This is a genomic window from Microbacterium sp. AC145 (genome assembly GCF_979258505.1).
Window position 1 is genome coordinate 2,705,894 of the sequence record NZ_OZ409859.1, and the last position, 15,722, is coordinate 2,721,615.

At 68.3% G+C, this 15,722-nt stretch carries 9 protein-coding genes; 1 reads left to right on the plus strand and 8 read right to left on the minus strand.

Features of this window, described 5'->3' with window-relative positions:
• Positions 1 to 34: 34 nt before the first annotated feature.
• The 4 genes from ACZZZN_RS13030 to ACZZZN_RS13045 form a co-directional block, all read right to left on the minus strand.
• Complete coding sequence (locus tag ACZZZN_RS13030; protein ID WP_463505560.1) at positions 35 to 6,076, minus strand: Ig-like domain-containing protein; 6,042 nt, start codon at positions 6,074 to 6,076, stop codon at positions 35 to 37.
• Positions 6,076 to 7,209 (minus strand): serine/threonine-protein kinase, encoded by a 1,134-nt coding sequence (locus tag ACZZZN_RS13035; protein WP_463505561.1) that lies wholly within the window; start codon positions 7,207 to 7,209, stop codon positions 6,076 to 6,078. Before ACZZZN_RS13035 ends, ACZZZN_RS13030 begins: the two co-directional genes overlap by 1 nt.
• Before the next feature lie 155 nt (positions 7,210 to 7,364).
• Positions 7,365 to 7,931, minus strand: a complete 567-nt coding sequence (locus ACZZZN_RS13040; RefSeq protein ID WP_463505562.1) for a DNA-3-methyladenine glycosylase I — start codon at positions 7,929 to 7,931, stop codon at positions 7,365 to 7,367.
• Positions 7,928 to 9,604: an HNH endonuclease signature motif containing protein gene (locus ACZZZN_RS13045; protein ID WP_463505563.1), complete on the minus strand. Its 1,677-nt coding sequence runs from the start codon at positions 9,602 to 9,604 to the stop codon at positions 7,928 to 7,930. Before ACZZZN_RS13045 ends, ACZZZN_RS13040 begins: the two co-directional genes overlap by 4 nt.
• A 468-nt stretch (positions 9,605 to 10,072) precedes the next feature.
• Between ACZZZN_RS13045 and ACZZZN_RS13050 the strand changes: the two genes are divergently transcribed.
• Complete coding sequence (locus ACZZZN_RS13050; protein ID WP_463505564.1) at positions 10,073 to 10,303, plus strand: hypothetical protein; 231 nt, start codon at positions 10,073 to 10,075, stop codon at positions 10,301 to 10,303.
• Positions 10,304 to 10,346: 43 nt separating this feature from the next.
• Here ACZZZN_RS13050 and ACZZZN_RS13055 read toward each other — a convergent pair whose 3' ends face one another.
• The 4 genes from ACZZZN_RS13055 to ACZZZN_RS13070 form a co-directional block, all read right to left on the minus strand.
• Positions 10,347 to 11,393: an NAD(P)-dependent alcohol dehydrogenase gene (locus tag ACZZZN_RS13055; RefSeq protein WP_463505565.1), complete on the minus strand. Its 1,047-nt coding sequence runs from the start codon at positions 11,391 to 11,393 to the stop codon at positions 10,347 to 10,349.
• Positions 11,394 to 11,526: 133 nt separating this feature from the next.
• Entirely contained in the window at positions 11,527 to 13,602 is a 2,076-nt protein-coding gene (locus ACZZZN_RS13060; RefSeq protein WP_463505566.1) for an acyl-CoA dehydrogenase family protein, read from the minus strand.
• A 120-nt stretch (positions 13,603 to 13,722) separates the two neighbouring features.
• A complete protein-coding gene (locus ACZZZN_RS13065; protein WP_463505567.1) occupies positions 13,723 to 14,907 on the minus strand; it encodes an HTTM domain-containing protein in 1,185 nt (394 codons plus the stop codon).
• The gene (locus tag ACZZZN_RS13070; RefSeq protein ID WP_463505568.1) at positions 14,904 to 15,722 is read right to left on the minus strand and encodes a DUF5819 family protein; all 819 of its coding nucleotides are present in this window, start codon (positions 15,720 to 15,722) and stop codon (positions 14,904 to 14,906) included. Before ACZZZN_RS13070 ends, ACZZZN_RS13065 begins: the two co-directional genes overlap by 4 nt.

The following is a 15,722-nucleotide window of genomic DNA, read 5'->3' on the forward strand; positions in this document are numbered from 1 at the left end:
CGATGGGGAGTGGGGAATGGTCATCGGGGCGCGTTCACCCCTCGGGATCGACCGGGGGGACACCGGGGAGCACCGGGTCGGTCGGGTTCTCTGGCTCCGGCTCCGGCTCCGGCTCCGGCTCCGGTTCCGGCTTCGGGGGCTTCGGGGGCGGCGGCTGTGTGCACAGCGGCGCCTGGTGGCTGATCGGCTTGAGCGCGGCGTAGGCGCCGGTCCAGGTGATCCTCGCCTCGAGCATCGAGACGCCGTCGATGATCTTCGGGGTGAGGATCGACGAGTACGAGCCGCGTGCGGCCGCGGTCACCGTGAACAGGTCGTTCGGGTTCGCCGGCACGCAGCGCTGGAACTGTACGGCCACGGTGGTGGGTGCCGTCCGCGGCACGATCTCGACCGGGTCGGAGCAGTACACGGTCAGAACGGTGTGGCACGAGCGCGCAGTGACCGGCAGCGGGGAGGAGTCGGTGTTCAGCTCGAAGTTCGCGCGCCACGATCCGTACATGTTGTACTGCGGGGCGAAGCCGTCTCTCGCCGCGATGTTGGGCGCGGATTCGAGCACGTAGGCGTAGCGGTTGTCCTGGAAGGCCGGCTGGGTCGCGACCGTGTAGCTGGCGTTGCCCTTCGGCCCCTCCACGAACACGAACGTGAACACCTCGGTCGTGGCCGACTCGGCGACGCCGTAGCCGTTCGAGGCACAGGCCTTGACCTTGTACATCGAGTATTCAGCGAGTTTCGTGAGCGTCGCGGAGGCCGACTGCACTTCCGCGCCCGAGACGACGAGCCGCCCGTTGCCGTCTGCCGTGCAGCTGGCATTGCCCGATCGCCACGCGAGGTACACGACGTCGAGGGCCTGGGCGCTGCCGTTCGCCTGCGCCCGCACGCCCGCGACGTTCACCGAGGTGTTCGATGCCGCGGTCGCCTGAGTGCCTGCGGGGTCGAAGTACACGGTTCCCGCGACCGTCACCGAGGTGCGGAAGGCACCGCCCTCGTTGCCGCCGTCTCCCGTCGGGGGCTGGAACTGGCTGATCGGCACGAGCGTGAGCGTCTGCGCACCGGGAGTGAGGGTGATGTCGGCCGTGGTCGTGGGGCCGGTGCGCTCGATGATCTGCCCGGTCTCTTCGATGCGGAACGCCCTGGCGTCGTCGGATGCTGCCACCGACAGTGCGGCCACCCCGCGTCCGCGCTCGGTCACGCCGGGACGGTAGACGGGAGCCGCCGTCGCGTTCGACACCTCCGGGGCTGCGTACGCCCAGGTCGTGTGGGCCGAGGTCGCGGCCGACGTGCCGACCGCATTCACGGCAGAGGCGGTGAACGCATGGGGCTCACCGTTGACGAGGCCGCTGACGGTGCAGCGGTAGACGCCGCCGCCCGCCGGGCTGCACGAGGCATTCGCCGGAGCGCCGTCCTGGAGGATCGTGATCGCGCTGACGGCGGGGTGCGCTCGCCCGGCCTCGCCGAGCGGCACCTCGAGATCGACGGTCGACCGGGTGAACCCGACGGTCGACACACTCGCGGGCGCCTGCGGGAAGCCCTGCAGGTCGAGAGTCAGCGTTCCGGTGCCGGTGCGGCCCTGGGCGTCGGAGACGACGAACGGGATGACGCACTGACCGCCGGGCGCCTGACCGCCCCCCGGCCAGCTGGCGGTGAGCGACGTGCTGCCCGAGGTCGAGATCGACGCGACGTCGCAGCGCGCGCCGTCGCCCAGCGACACCAGTCGCAAGCCGGAGCCTGCCTTGCCGGCGAACGGATCGTATTCTCCCGCGACGTCGACGACCTCGATCGAGCAGCTGGGGTTCGTCACGACGCACTGCCTGGTGAACGTCGCCCCTCGAGGAGCATCCGGTGGTGCCGCACCGACGACGAGCCGGACGGATGCCGCCGGCTCACCGTACTGCGGCACCGTGATGCTCACGTTCTCGGTGTTGCCCGGACGAGCATCCGCTCGAGCCTCGATGGTGAGCGACGAGCCGTTCTGGGTGACGATGAAGGCCGAGCCGTTGTACACGACGCGGTAGTCGAGCGTTCCGACATCGCCTTCACGCCCGCCCTCCCAGCTCGCCATGGTGGAGTACAGATCGATGCTCTCCGTCGCGCCGGGGGCGATCGTGTGCGAGATCGAGGAGAGCAGCAGCTGAGGCTCCGCCGGGCGGATGCTGATCGGCACGTCGATGTACGACCATCGCTCCTGCCCCTGCAGCCGCACCGGAACGAGGCACGTGTCTGCCCACGGCGCTTCTCTGCCTGCCTGATAGGTCGCGACGCCCGCGCCGTCTGCCGCGCAGCTCGCGGCGGCGCGCTGCGCGGTGAACGCGCCGGTGCCGACCTCGATGCTGTCGGAGGCGGGCAGATCGACGTAGTCGGCGAGTGCGAACGAGACCGCCGCATCCTCATCGACCACGACCGGGGTGGTGCCGGGCTTGATCTGAACCTGCATGTCGTCGAAAGCCGGGATGTGCAGGAAACCGTGGCCGACCACGTCGCGCCCGCCCGCAGCCTTGCCGGTGAGCTGGAAGGGCACGAGCGCACCCGCTTCGGGTGCCTCGCCGACGATGCGGTCGCCCTGCACCGAGAACCCGGGCTGATCGCCCCAGAGGCTCAGTGTCAGCGAACCCACGTCGCCTGAGGGCCAGCTGACGCGATCGGTCACGACGTCGATGCCGCGTTCGGCGATCTCGTCCCTGTCTCTCGCCGTGAGAACCGTGTCGGCGACCGTGGGCTGGTCGGTGACGGCCCCGTCGGTGACGGTCACCACGATCAGGCCCTGCGATGTGCTCGACGACCGCGTCGATTTGACCGTGTAGAAGTAGGAGTTCGTCCCTGCCGTGTCGCCGGCGCGCAGCACGATCCGACCGTCCTTCAGCGACGTGTCCGGGTCGATCAGCGAGGTGAGCCGGTCATACAGCGGGTTGCCCTTGACCGGCGGGGCGTTGGGCACCAGCTCGGTGATCTCCAGCTCGCTCTGCGCGGGGTCCAGGTCGTTCGAGCGCGGGTCGAGGACGACGGGGGTCTCCGAGCCCGCTTCGACGCGCACGTAGTCGCTGAAGGTCACCGGGGCGGTGTCGTCGACATCGGCATCCAGGACTCCGACGCGGACGATCCCGGTTCCCGTCTCACCCTGCGGATCGCGGACCGTATACCGGAACGACGCCTGTCCGCCGGGCACTCCCGTGGAAGGCGCCCGGTAGACGATCGACTCGCCGCTGGCTGAGATCGTCGCCGTTCCCGAGCCGCGCTCGGGCTGATCGACCCCGGTGAGGACGACGCGGTCGCCGTCGCTGTCCATGCCGGTCGCCGGTACCGGCACCGACACCGTCTGACCGCTCAGCACCCGCCCGGTGAGGGTGGTCGGCGTCGGCGCGCGGTTCGTGCCCGCCGGGAGAACGGTCACCGTGACGGAGCCGTTGTCGTACAGAGAGGGGTTGCGCTCGAGCGACACCGAATAGGTGAGGCGATAGGTTCCCGGAGTGGTCGGTGCGAGGTATCGCAGTGCGTTGCCGTCGGCGAAGACGAGCTCGCCGGCCTCGCCGGAGCCTGTGACCTCGGGCAGCACGACGAGCGGCTCGCCGCGAGGGGCGACGTCGTTCGCTGCGACGCTGATGCGAGTGAGAGATCCGGCGCGCACAGTGACGGCGTCGGGGAAGACGATGGGCCTCGTGACCGTCGAGGGCGGCGCCAGGAAGACCGTGACGGTGCCCTGCACCGCGGCTCCCGCCCCGTCTGCGACAGTCACGGCTGCCGTGCCGATGACCCCGGGGTCGCCGCTCTCGGTCGTGCCGTTGACGCGGATGCTCTCGTTGCCGACGACTCGAACATTGAGCTGCGGCGTCGAACTCACGGCATCCGAGAGCATGAGCACCCGGCCGCTGGTGTTCTGTACGGAGTCGAGGACGTCGACAGTGGTGTCCTCGCCGTCACGCACGAACGCGGTCAGGGGTGCCATCGCCAGCGCCGAGGAGCCGTCGACCGCGGTGACGCGGATGACGGCGGACTGCTCGGCCTGTGTCGAGACGTCCTGCGCGGTGTAGGTCACGACGTATTGACCCGGCTCGGCGACCGTCAGCTCGACGGTGCCGCCGGCGGTGTTGGGGGTGACCTCGAGTCCCTGCGCCGTCGCCGCGGTCTGCACCGCATCGACGAGACGGTATGAACCGGAGCCTCCGGAGAGGTGGTCGGAGATGCGGATCGACTGCCGCTCACCGACACGGGCGGTGAGGGCGACCGGTGCGGCGATCAGAGCGGGGCTGCCGGTGACCTGGACTTCGAGGGTCTTCTCGGCCCTCGCTCCGTGAATGTCTTCGACGACCACGGTGACCGGGATCACCGCATCCGCAGCGTTGGGGTCGGTGTGACGGATCGCGACGCGCCCGTCGGACATCGGGACGACCATGACCGGAGACGACGGATCGGTCTCGTAGGCGTCGCTGAGGACGAAGGGGTCTCCCTCGGGATCGACCCATCCCGAGAGGGCGGACACGATCGTGCTGCCGCCCGGCAGGAGCTGCGGTGTCGGCCATTCCTGCTGGCAGGCCTCGACGCCGCACCAGACCGGCGCGGCGTTCGAGGCGTCGTCGACCACCGTGAGCGTGACCGTCGCGGGAGCGGAGGTCGCCGCGCCATCCGTCACCGCATAGGTGAAGCTGGTCTGCCCTGAGTCCGCCCGCACGGAGACGACCAGCGACTGCCCGTTCGCGACGAGCGACACGTCGCCGAACCCGGCGTCTGCGAGACCGGAGACGGTTGCCGGGTCGATCGACAGGACGTCCTTCTTGTTCGGATCGTGATCGTTGAAGAGCACCGGCAGGATCACCTGCTGGCCGGAGCGCACGCCGAACGCGTCGTTCACCGCGACGGGGGGCATCTGCTCGGCGACGTCCTCGACGATGACGGTGCCTTCCTCCTGCTCCGTCTCGTCTTCGATGGCCCACTGCTCGAGAGGGATCAGAACACCCTCGGGGGCGGTCCAGATGAGACCGGTGCCGAGTTCGCTCAGCACCGCACGGTCGCCGTTCGTCTGGAAGACGGGTTCGATCGTCGCTGAGTCGAGCGCCTCGTCCGGGACGATCAGCGGCACGGTCTCGCCGCCTGACCACAGGGTGCCGGATGCCGTGTCGAGCCATGCGGCGAAGGTCTCCCCGCCGACCACGACCGGGGTGGCCGGAACACCTGCCGCATCGACGATCCGCTCGGATTCGGCGGATGCGAGATCGACGGACACGAGCCCGTCGGAGTCCGCCACGACGAGGTCGTCGCCGCGCGCGGTGCCGGCCTGAAGCTTCGCGTCCTCGGCGACGTCGAGCTCTGTGGGCTCGTCCCGACCGGAGATCCAGAGGTCGCCCGACCCTGCCTGCAGCATCGCCCACCGGTCGCCCACCACGGTGAGTGCGAGGTCTTCGCCGGCCTCGGGGGCGCTCGCGACAGCCGTACCGTCGTCGAGGAAGCGGTATTCGTCGATGTCGAATCGTCGAACGGCGCCCTCCTCCGCGGAGTAGAGCACGAGCAGTCCGTCAGGAGAGAGACCGACGGCATCGGCCGTGTAGGTGGGAGGGTCTTCGCCCTCTTCGACCTCGACGCCGGAGAACGGATCGACCAGGGCGGTCGCGGCCCCGGCTTCCAGGGTCGTCACCGAGACCTGCCCGGTGTCGGTGCGGTATGCGATGTAGGGGCCGGCCGAGATGATCTGGCGTGTGCCCGCCGGTGTCGGCTCCGAGGCGATCGGGGCGCCTTCGGCCGAGGGATCGGAGAGGAGGTCGGTGGGGCTCGCCGGATCGACGTCCCACCGCTGCCGGTTTCCCTGCGCGTAGAGAACCGCCTGCGAACCGCTCTGCCACACGGCTTCGGGGTCGTCGACGTTGCGCACCGTGTCGATCTCGGCGAGTTCGGTGTTCACGCGGGCGTACTGTCCGCTGTCGCGCATGACCCAGACCGCGGATTCGAGGCGCGGCACCTCCTGCGACTCGTAGCCCTGGGCGGTGATCGCGAGCGTGGTGACGACGGCCAGCGCGGCGATGCCCGAGATCGTGGCGATGAGGCGCCGACGGGGGCGCGGGGTCTCGTCGCTTCGGGTGCGGTCGCCGATCGCCATCACAGGACTCCGGTCAGGAAGAGGACTGCGATGCCGACCCCGGCGAGAACCGCTGCTCCGATGACGGCGCCGATCACACCGGCGACGAGCGGCGAGCGGGTCTTCGTGCGCGGCGTTGACGGCAGCTCATCACGGTCTCGCGGGGCAGCCTGCTGGCGAGAGGCTCGGGCGGCGCGGCGCGAATCCGGTGCGACGGTCGTGATGACGGGGCCTCGGGGTGCGGAGTCGGAGAAGCTCACGGGTGCGGCGGCGGCCCACTCGGCCGAGGCTGCCTCGAAGGCGGTGGGGTGGATGCCGAGTTCGTACTGCGCCCAGCGCAGACGTTCGGCGAATTCCGCCATGCTCGTGAATCGCTTCGCGGGATCACGTTGCATGGCGGTCGCGAATATGTCGTCGATGATCGGCGGGATGCCGTCGACCGGAACAGCTGTGTAGCGCGCCTTGATGATGCGGTCGGTCAGTTGGTCGCGGGAGTTGGATCCCCGGTCGGCGCGCTCGAACGGGCTTCGGCCGGCGAGCAGCGTGTACAGCGTGGCACCGAGGCTCCAGATCTCGCTGGGGACGGATCCGGTCACGCGTTCCTGCAGCACTTCGGGAGAGCTCCACGGCACCGACATGGCGATCGTCTCTCCGTCGCCCTCGTCGATGACGGCGGCGGCGATGCCGAAGTCGGCGAGAACCGGCGCCCCGAGGGAGTTGATGAGCACGTTCGACGGCTTGATGTCGCGGTGCAGGAGCCCGGCGCGGTGCACGGTCTCGAGCGCGCCGGCGATGCGCACCCCGGTGTCGAGCACGTCTGCCAGCGGCAGCGGCGCCTTCTTGTACCGCGCGCTCATCGTGTCGGGGCAGTACTCCATGGCGAAGTACGGTCTGCCGTCGGCGGAGATGGAGGCCTGGTAGATCGTGACGATCGAGGGGTGAGCGCTGAGGCGGGCGGAGATGTCGGCCTCGACGTTGAAGGTGCGCAGCACTTCGGGGTTCACGGCGTCGGCGAGCAGCACCTTGACGGCGGCGACGCGGCGAGGCATGTCCTGCTCGTACAGGAACACGTCGGCGAAACCGCCGGAGCCGAGAGGGCGCACGTAGCTGTAGCCCGCCAACGTCGGCGGGGTCGATGCCATGCGCGTGGCCACTCATGCTCCTCACGGTCGGTGCAGGGAGACCGCGCCGTGCCTGAGCCTGACGCTACGCGCAAGGCGTTCCCCCCGGTCACCGAGTATATCCGCGGTCGAGTGGGCTGCATGGCGCCGAGTCGATGAGGCCGGGCGACTCGGCGTAGGAGCTCTCGTCAGCCGCGCCAGCATCCGATGACGTGGTCATCGACCATCCCCGTCGACTGCATGAGCGCGTACATGGTCGTCGGCCCCACGAAGCGGAAGCCTCGCCGCCGCAGCTCTTTGCTCATGGCCGTCGATTCGGGCGTGACCGCGGGGACGTCTGCGAAGGACGCGGGTCGGATGCCGGGCGTCGGAGCGAACGACCACATCAGCTCGTCGAGTTCGCCGTCTGTCATCGTGCGGACGATGCGCGCATTGCCGATCGTGGCCTCGATCTTGGCGCGGTTCCGGATGATGCCGGCGTCGGCCATGAGCCGCTCGATGTCGCTCTCGTCGAACTCGGCGACGGCCTCGACGTCGAACCCGGCGAAGACCTCGCGGAAGCGGGGGCGCTTGCGCAGGATCGTGATCCAGGAGAGCCCGGCCTGGAAGCCTTCGAGCGCCATCTTCTCGAACAGAGCCCGGTCTCCGTGCAACGCGGTGCCCCATTCCTCATCGTGGTAGCGGCGGTATTCTGCGTCGTCGCCCACCCAGGCGCAGCGCGCGCGATCGTCGGGTCCGATGGCGAGGGAAGTCATGCTCTCACCGTATCGGCAGGCTCGGACACGCCAGATCCTCGCGACGTCAGGCTGAGTCGTGGTGTTCGCCAGTGTTGGTCGGGGTCCCACCAGGCGGGGCCTCTGACTTGCGGGGTCCCGGTGTCCATGCGGATCTCCCATCCGGAGCCGTCGAGACTGCGGTGGTGGTGGTAGCAGAGGGGGACGCCGTTGTCGGTGTGGGTGGGTCCGCCGTGGGCGTGTTCGGTGACGTGGTGGATCTCGCACCAGGTGGCCGGGGTGTGGCATCCGGGGATGAGGCATTCGTGGTCGCGGGCGATGATCGCCCGGCGTTGGTGGGCGGTGAAGACCCGGTTGGTGGTACTGATTCCGATGATGCGCCCTTCATCGAGGATCACGCGTTGGATGGTGCCGGTGCAGCCGGTCTGTGCGGCGACGCGGGCCGGGACGTGTCCAAAGGGGTGGTCGTGCGCTCCGGGGAGACGTGCCCATCCGGTGCCGTCGGCGAGGTCTTTCGCGTCGATGGTGACGACGAGGGTCGGTGCCGCCCCACCGAGGGTGGGCATCGACGCGTGTCGGGCGGCGATGCTGATCGCGGTCGCGAGGGCGTCGTGTCGTTTCTGGTCCGCGGTGCGCGGATCGATCACACCCCGCGGGTCACAGTTCGCGGGGTCTGCGGTATCGGGAAGACCCTCGGCTGCCGGGTCGAACCCGGCGCGGGAGCCACCCCGGTCCGAGACGTCGCCATCGGCATCGACATCGACATCGACGCCGCCATCACCGTCACCGTCACCGTCACCGTCACCGTCACCGTCACCGTCACCGTCACTGTCACCGTAGACGCTGCCGTCACCGTAGACGCTGCCGTCACCCCTGTCGCTGTCATCGCCGTCGCTGTCGTCGTCTCCGCCGGAGGGCGTGAATCGCACGCCTGCGTTGCCCGCGTTCTTGGGGTTGTTGATCGCGTCGAAGATCGTCTCTAATTGGGCGGCGACTTCGGGAGACAACCACCCGCGAATCGAGCGGAGCCCGTCTTTCAACCGTCCGATCGTGATGCCGCGGCGGTGCTGGGCGTTCTTGTCTGTGGGTTCCGCGCCGTCGGGGTCCATCAGGGCGACGAGGGCCTGGGCGAGGATGTGCAGATCCGCCGGTGTCGGCTTCGGACCTCGCGGGACATCCCGTCCCGCATCCGTGTCCCGGAGCCCGCGTGCCTGGTCGGCGAGGAACTCATCCGCCCGCACCCGGTCCTCGAGGGTGATCCGGTCCCCGCACTTGTCCACCGGCCCCACTGCCGCAAGAAACCCCTCCACCGTGAGTGCGCCATCCAGCAGTGCTTCCCGCAGTGCGGGCCAGCGGGCAGGGAGACGGTCACCGGAGACCAGGTTGACGTTCCGGTGCACCAGCCCCACGACTTTCCCGAACCGGCCCGCCGCCGACACGTCAGTCAACAGGGTGCGTTGCAGCAACTCGTTCTCGGTGCGACACCCGGCCGTGTGAGCCAGATCCGTCGACGTCACAGGAGCGGTCGCGAGAGCCTCCACGACGACCGCCTCCACCCGTCGGAATGCCGCCCCCGCGGTGACGAGCACGTCGATGCGCTCCGCGTCTGACAACCCGACCAACCCGGGGCCGGACAGCACCTCGCTCAGGCAGGAGACGGCCTGGTCGAGGAGAGCGTGTGTGCGGGTGGGCATGACCCCATCCAACCCGCCACCACCGACATTCACACCCCGAAACAGGCCGGTTTATGACCAGATCAGGAGCATATTCCGGAACACCAGACCACCGTTCCGGGATACCGAAGAACCACCACCAGCGAGACCCACCGCACGGCCCTTTGACAGACTCAGGGACCCAACCAGTCAGGCTCAGGGACCCAACCCTTCGACAAGCTCAGGGGCCCAACCAGTCACACCCAGGGACCCAACCCTTCGACACGCTCAGGGACCCAACCAGTCACACCCAGGGACCCAACCCTTCGACACGCTCAGGGACCCAACAAGTCACACCCAGGGACCCAACCCTTCGACACGCTCAGGGACCCAACCCCAACAGGCTCAGAGGCCCGGGCGCACATCCCCCGGGTCCGCCTCCCGGGGGATGTGTGTTCATCCCGTACGTGGTGTAGTCGGGCCGTGGGGCTGATGATTCGAGGAGGAACAGTGGACGTTCTCAACAGCTGGCGATCGCGAAGGGCGCTGCGGGTCGTCAGCATCCTTGCGATCGGTGGTGCGGGCGCTGCCGCTGTCTGGTTCGGGGTCGCCGCCGCTCATGCGTCTGGCGCGCAGATGGCCGCGGCCAGCGCGATGTTCGCTGCAGTCGCCAGCGGGTGGGCGGGCGCTTTCGCAGCCATCAAGGCGAAGTTGAGACCGGACGAGGTCGCTCAGGTCTGACTGAGTTCGTTCGCCCAGGCGACGACGCCCTCGCCCCCTCAGATCAGTCCGCGAAGGTCGACCCGTCGATCACGAAGCGGTACCGCACGTCCGACGCCAGCACCCGCTCGTACGCCTCGTTGATCTGAGAGGCCGAGATGACCTCGATCTCGGCGGCGATGCCGTGCTCGGCGCAGAAGTCGAGCATCTCCTGCGTCTCACGGATCCCGCCGATGTTCGACCCAGCCAGCGACCGACGACCGCCGATCAACGACGACACGGTGACGGGCAGCGGCTCGGCCGGTGCGCCGACGCACACCATCGATCCACCCACATCGAGCAGCCCGAGGTACGCGCGCAGATCGACCGGGGCGCTGACGGTGTTCAGGATGACGTCGAAGGAGTTCCGCAGCGAACGGAACGTGTCGGCATCGCCGGTCGCGAAGTAGTGGTCGGCGCCGAGGCGCAGGCCGTCGTCCTTCTTGTTCAGCGTCTGCGACAGCACGGTCACCTCGGCGCCGAGCGCGTGCGCGATCTGCACACCCATGTGCCCGAGGCCGCCGAGTCCGACGACGGCGACTCGGGATCCCGGGCCGACGTTCCAGTGCCGCAGCGGCGAGTAGGTGGTGATGCCGGCGCACAGCAGCGGCGCCGCAACATCGAGCGCGAGGGCATCGGGGATGCGGACGACGAAGGACTCCGTCACCACGACCTGCTCGGAGTACCCGCCCTGCGTGACGCTGCCGTCGCGGTCGGTGCTGCCGTAGGTGAAGATCGCGCCGTTCGAGCAGAACTGCTCGTCTCCGCGCAGGCAGCTGCGGCACTCGCCGCACGAGTTGACGAGGCAGCCCACTCCGACGCGGTCGCCGACCGAGTGCGCCGTGACCTCGGACCCGACTGCCGCGACGGTTCCGGCGATCTCATGCCCGGGCGCGAGCGGATACTGCTGCGGACCCCAATCACCGCGCACGGTGTGGATGTCGGAGTGGCAGATGCCGGCGAATGCGATGTCGATCAGGATGTCGCGCGGGCCGAGCTCGCGACGCTCGATGACGGTCTTCTCGAGCGGCGCAGCTTCGCTGGGGGCGGCATAGGCGGTGACACGGGTCATCTCGGACTCCTCGGGTCGATTCGGGTGGGCCGCATCGACACTACTCGCGCACTCCTCTGCGCCACCTGACCGCGCACGACACAGGCCGGGATCATGCGATCCCGGCCTGTGTCCGAAGAGATGCCTATGCGCCTCAGCGCTTCGCGTTCTTCTTCAGCGTCTTCTCCTGCACGGGGGCATCGCCGGATGCCGCGAGTTCGGCGTAGTACTCGCGGGCCTCGTCCTGACGCTGCTTCTCGGCACCCGAGGCGATCGGCGCACGCACGTGCTCGGGCTCGTAGCCGAACGCGTCGACGAGGTCGAGGGCGTAGGGGCGCAGCCTCGCGCACAGACGGTCGATGTACCGCGAGACCGCAGCCGCGCGCTGCGTCGAGAGGCGGCCGTTGATCAGGTGCCAGGCGAGATGCTTCTCGATCAGCTGCAGGCCGAACAGGTCGCGCAGCCAGGTCAGCACCTTCTTCGTGTCGGCGTCTTCGACACGGTGGACGGCATCGGTGAACGCCTCCCACTGCAGCAGCTCGCCGTGGGCGCGCGCCGCCTCGATCAGCTCCGCCTGGTTCTCGTTGAACAGCTGCGCACCGAGAACCTTGTCCTTGCCAGCGGCACGCAGACGGCCGGCCACGTCCGCCACCATCTGCTGCACGCGCTCAGCGAGCAGCTGATGCTGCTGCTCCTCGCGCAGCCCGTTCTCGACCGAGCGGGCGACCTGTCCGAGGTCGACGACGGACTGGCCGAACTGTCGCAGGCCCGCGCCGTGGAACACCTTGCCCGCCGTCATCCCGACAGCGAACTTCGCCAGCGCGGCAGCATCCTTGCCTGTGAACTGCTTGGCGTAGTCGGTGAGCAGACGCTTGCCGACGAGCTGCAGAAGCACGTTGTTGTCACCCTCGAAGGTGACGTAGATGTCGAGATCGGCACGGAGACCGACCAGACGGTTCTCGAACATGAAGCCGGCCCCGCCGCAGGCCTCGCGAGCCTCCTGCAGGGTGTCGAGAGCATGCCACGTCGACAGCGGCTTCAGTGCTGCAGCCAGGGTCTCGAGGTCTTCACGGTCGGCCGGGGTGTCGATGCGTCCGGAGAAGACGCCGTCGAACTTCTGCAGGAACTCGTCGTGCGCGAAGATCTGCGCATACGTCGTCGCGAGGCGCGGGAAGAGACGACGCTGGTGCTTGCCGTAGTCGAGAAGCACGACCTCCTGGCCGTCGGCCCCGTCGAACTGGCGGCGCTGCGTCGCGTAGGTGATCGCGATCTTCAGGCCGAGCGCGGACGCCCACGATGCTGCGCCGTCGAGCGAGACACGCCCCTGCACGAGAGTGCCGAGCATCGTGAAGAATCGACGACCGGGGCTGTCGATCGCGCTCGAGTACGTGCCGTCGGCGGCGACATCGCCGTACCTGTTGAGCAGGTTGGTGCGCGGGATGCGCACCTGATCGAACGACAGCCGGCCGTTGTCGATGCCGTTGAGTCCGCCCTTGAGCCCGTCGTCCTCACGTCCGATGCCGGGCAGGTCGACGCCGTCGTCCCCGCGCAGCGGCACGTAGAAGCAGTGCACACCGTGGTTGACGCCGTTCGTGATCAGCTGTGCGAACACGGTCGCCGCGACTCCGTGCAGGGCCGCGTTGCCGAGGTACTCCTTGGTCGCCCCGCGGAACGGGGTGTGGATCACGAACTCCTCGGACTCTGGATCGTAGGTCGCGGTCGTGCCGACAGCGGCGACATCGGAGCCGTGCCCGATCTCGGTCATCGCGAACGCACCGGGGATGGAGAGATCCATGACGCCCGGCAGCCACTTCTCGTGGTGCTCGGCCGTGCCCAGCTGCAGGATGGCGGAGCCGAAGAGCCCCCACTGCACGCCCGACTTGATCTGGAGGCTCGGGTCTGCGACCACGAGCTCCTCGAACCCGGCGATGTTCGCGCCGTTGTTCTCCTCGCCCCCGAGCGACTTCGGGAACGCGCGGTGCACGGCCTTGTTCTCGACGAGCAGGTGCAGCTGGCTCAGCACGCGCTCGCGATGCTCGTCCTTGCCCAGCTCGTCATCCCGCCAGAACGACGGGTCCTTGATCAGCTCTCGCGCCTCGCGACGGGTGTCGGCCCAGGTGCCGAGCAGCAGCTCGGTGACCCGGGCGACATCGATCTTCAGCGCGGCATCGGATACCTCAGGGGAACCGTGAGCGGGAGTCGTCTTCGGACGGACAGCAGCGTCGACCATGTGCATTCCTCTCAAGGAGAAGTAGGGATGCTTTCATGGTAGGTCTGCGACAACCAGCAGTGAAGTCACCTGTGGGCATCCTCCAATGCAGCCCGACCCTGTCGCCGCGACCGGTTGTCGTCAGGCCACAGTCCCCGGCGGCGCCCCACTCGCCGCCGGACGTTTCGTGGCATCCCACCGTCGCACCGTGCCCGCGCTGAGCCGCGCCCAGGTGCGGTCACGGATGAAGATCGAGTCGATCGCGATCATCGTGAGCGAGAACCAGGGCAGCCCCATGAGCACTGCGATGCCGATATGGAACGACAGGATGCCGAGCAGACCGAGCAGTCGGGTGGGACGAGTCAGCAGCATCAGCGGGAACGCGACCTGCAGGATGATCGATCCCCAGCTCGCGACGACCACCATGGGCCCCCACGCGGTGACCAGGTCGCTGAGCACCGGCCACGTGCCGAAGCGCGCGGTCTGCAGCGGGTTGTAGACCGCGTACCCCTCTTTCCACGGTTCACCCCCGGCCTTGAACAGCGCACCCGAGGCGTAGACGAAGCACACCTGTGCGGTCAGGGCGACCAGTGTGAGGTTGTGGAACATGGTGCCCAGGAGAGCAGGCTGACTGTTCGGCGGGAACCAGTCGCCGCTCTTGGCCCGACGTCTCGCATCGAGCGACCACCGGGCCGCAGGATCGGCGAAGAAGAGCAGGAACAGCGCGATGCGGAACATGTTGTCGCCCTGGTCGCCCACCATGTCATTGGCCTCGATGAAACCGACCCAGAGGCAGAAGAAGACGGGGAGCACGATACGGAAGCGCCAGCCGAGCACGAACAGCACCGCGAGCACTCCGAGCAGCACATACAGCGCGGTATAGAGGACGTCGTTCCCCATCGCCGCGTGGAACGCGCTGAACAGCCAGATCTTCGGGAAGTCGCTGACGGGTTCGGCGAGTTCGCCGTTCCACGCCGACCCGGAACCGAACGTGTAGAGACGTGTGCTGAAATTCGATGCCAGCAGCCCGATGGCGGTGACTCCGAACAGGATGCGCGTCACGGCGAGTCCGTACAGCGCCTTCTTGCCGTTGAAGAGCCAGTCGGCCACGAACGCCGAGATGCGGTCGATCGCCGTGAGGACCATGGCCCACAGCCCGCCGATCATCGACGACAGGAAGGTGAGGACTCTCACGGGGAACGAGACGGTCGACTCGCCCGCCGTCGGCGCGGATGCCGGGGCATCGGGCTGCTCAGCACCGGTCTCCTTCGCCGAGGTCTTCGGCGCCGCGGTCTTCGATGCCGAGGTCTTCGTCGGGGCGCTCACGGCTGAGTCCTCTCGAACTGGCTGCGGAAGGTGTTCGCGAAGTTCTCACGACTCTGCCCTTCCTCTTCTATAGGGGAACGCCAGCCCGTGGTCGAGAAGGTCGGGTCAGGCCGCTGCGCTCCGGGATCGTTCCGGTCCGCGTAAGGCACCACGTTCTGACGGCTCACCCGGTACTGCACCTCGACCACGGCATCCGCTCCCCAGATCGCATAGGCGACCTGGGTGGCGTATGCCGTGGAGAGACGCTCCTCGGCCATGTAGGCCTCGGTCGACGGGTTGTCCCCCTCGAGCTCGTCGAAGGAGCGGACCATCCAGTCCTCCCATCCGTCGTCCGTGAAGTCGAGTGCCACGACCGCCTGTTGCTGCTCGTTCAGCTTGTTGAAGGCACCCATCTGACCGCTCGCCACCTCAGTGGACTGGATGCCGGCGCGGGGCGGGAACAGGTTGTAGCGGATCATCGAGAGCTCGACATCCGTCGCACTGACCCATCCGGTCTCGGCTTCCTCGCCGTCTTTCTCGATGACGGCGCGGACGTTGAAGTGGTAGTCGCCGTTGATGGGTTCCGGCGCGAACACGCTCCACGACTGGCCGAACATCGGCAGCATGTAGCCCGCCAGCACCTCCTGCGTAGGGATCTCCCGCAACGCGGAGTACGGGGCGATCCACAGGAAGGACGCGCCGATGTGCCACAGCGTCAACAGACAGGCCGCGAAGGCGATGAGCTTGACCCACCACGTGGGGCGGGGCCTCTGGGCCGCTGCCGCGGGGAGAGTCTCGTCCTGTGCGTCCGGTGACGTCTGGGTCATCGTGCTCAT

Coding starts and splice junctions, on each gene's coding strand:
- ACZZZN_RS13030 (WP_463505560.1), bottom strand. CDS start 6,076: ATGGCGATCGGCGACCGCACCCGAAGCGACGAGACCCCGCGCCCCCGT.
- ACZZZN_RS13040 (WP_463505562.1), bottom strand. CDS start 7,931: ATGACTTCCCTCGCCATCGGACCCGACGATCGCGCGCGCTGCGCCTGG.
- ACZZZN_RS13045 (WP_463505563.1), bottom strand. CDS start 9,604: ATGCCCACCCGCACACACGCTCTCCTCGACCAGGCCGTCTCCTGCCTG.
- ACZZZN_RS13055 (WP_463505565.1), bottom strand. CDS start 11,393: ATGACCCGTGTCACCGCCTATGCCGCCCCCAGCGAAGCTGCGCCGCTC.
- ACZZZN_RS13060 (WP_463505566.1), bottom strand. CDS start 13,602: ATGGTCGACGCTGCTGTCCGTCCGAAGACGACTCCCGCTCACGGTTCC.
- ACZZZN_RS13070 (WP_463505568.1), bottom strand. CDS start 15,722: ATGAGCACGATGACCCAGACGTCACCGGACGCACAGGACGAGACTCTC.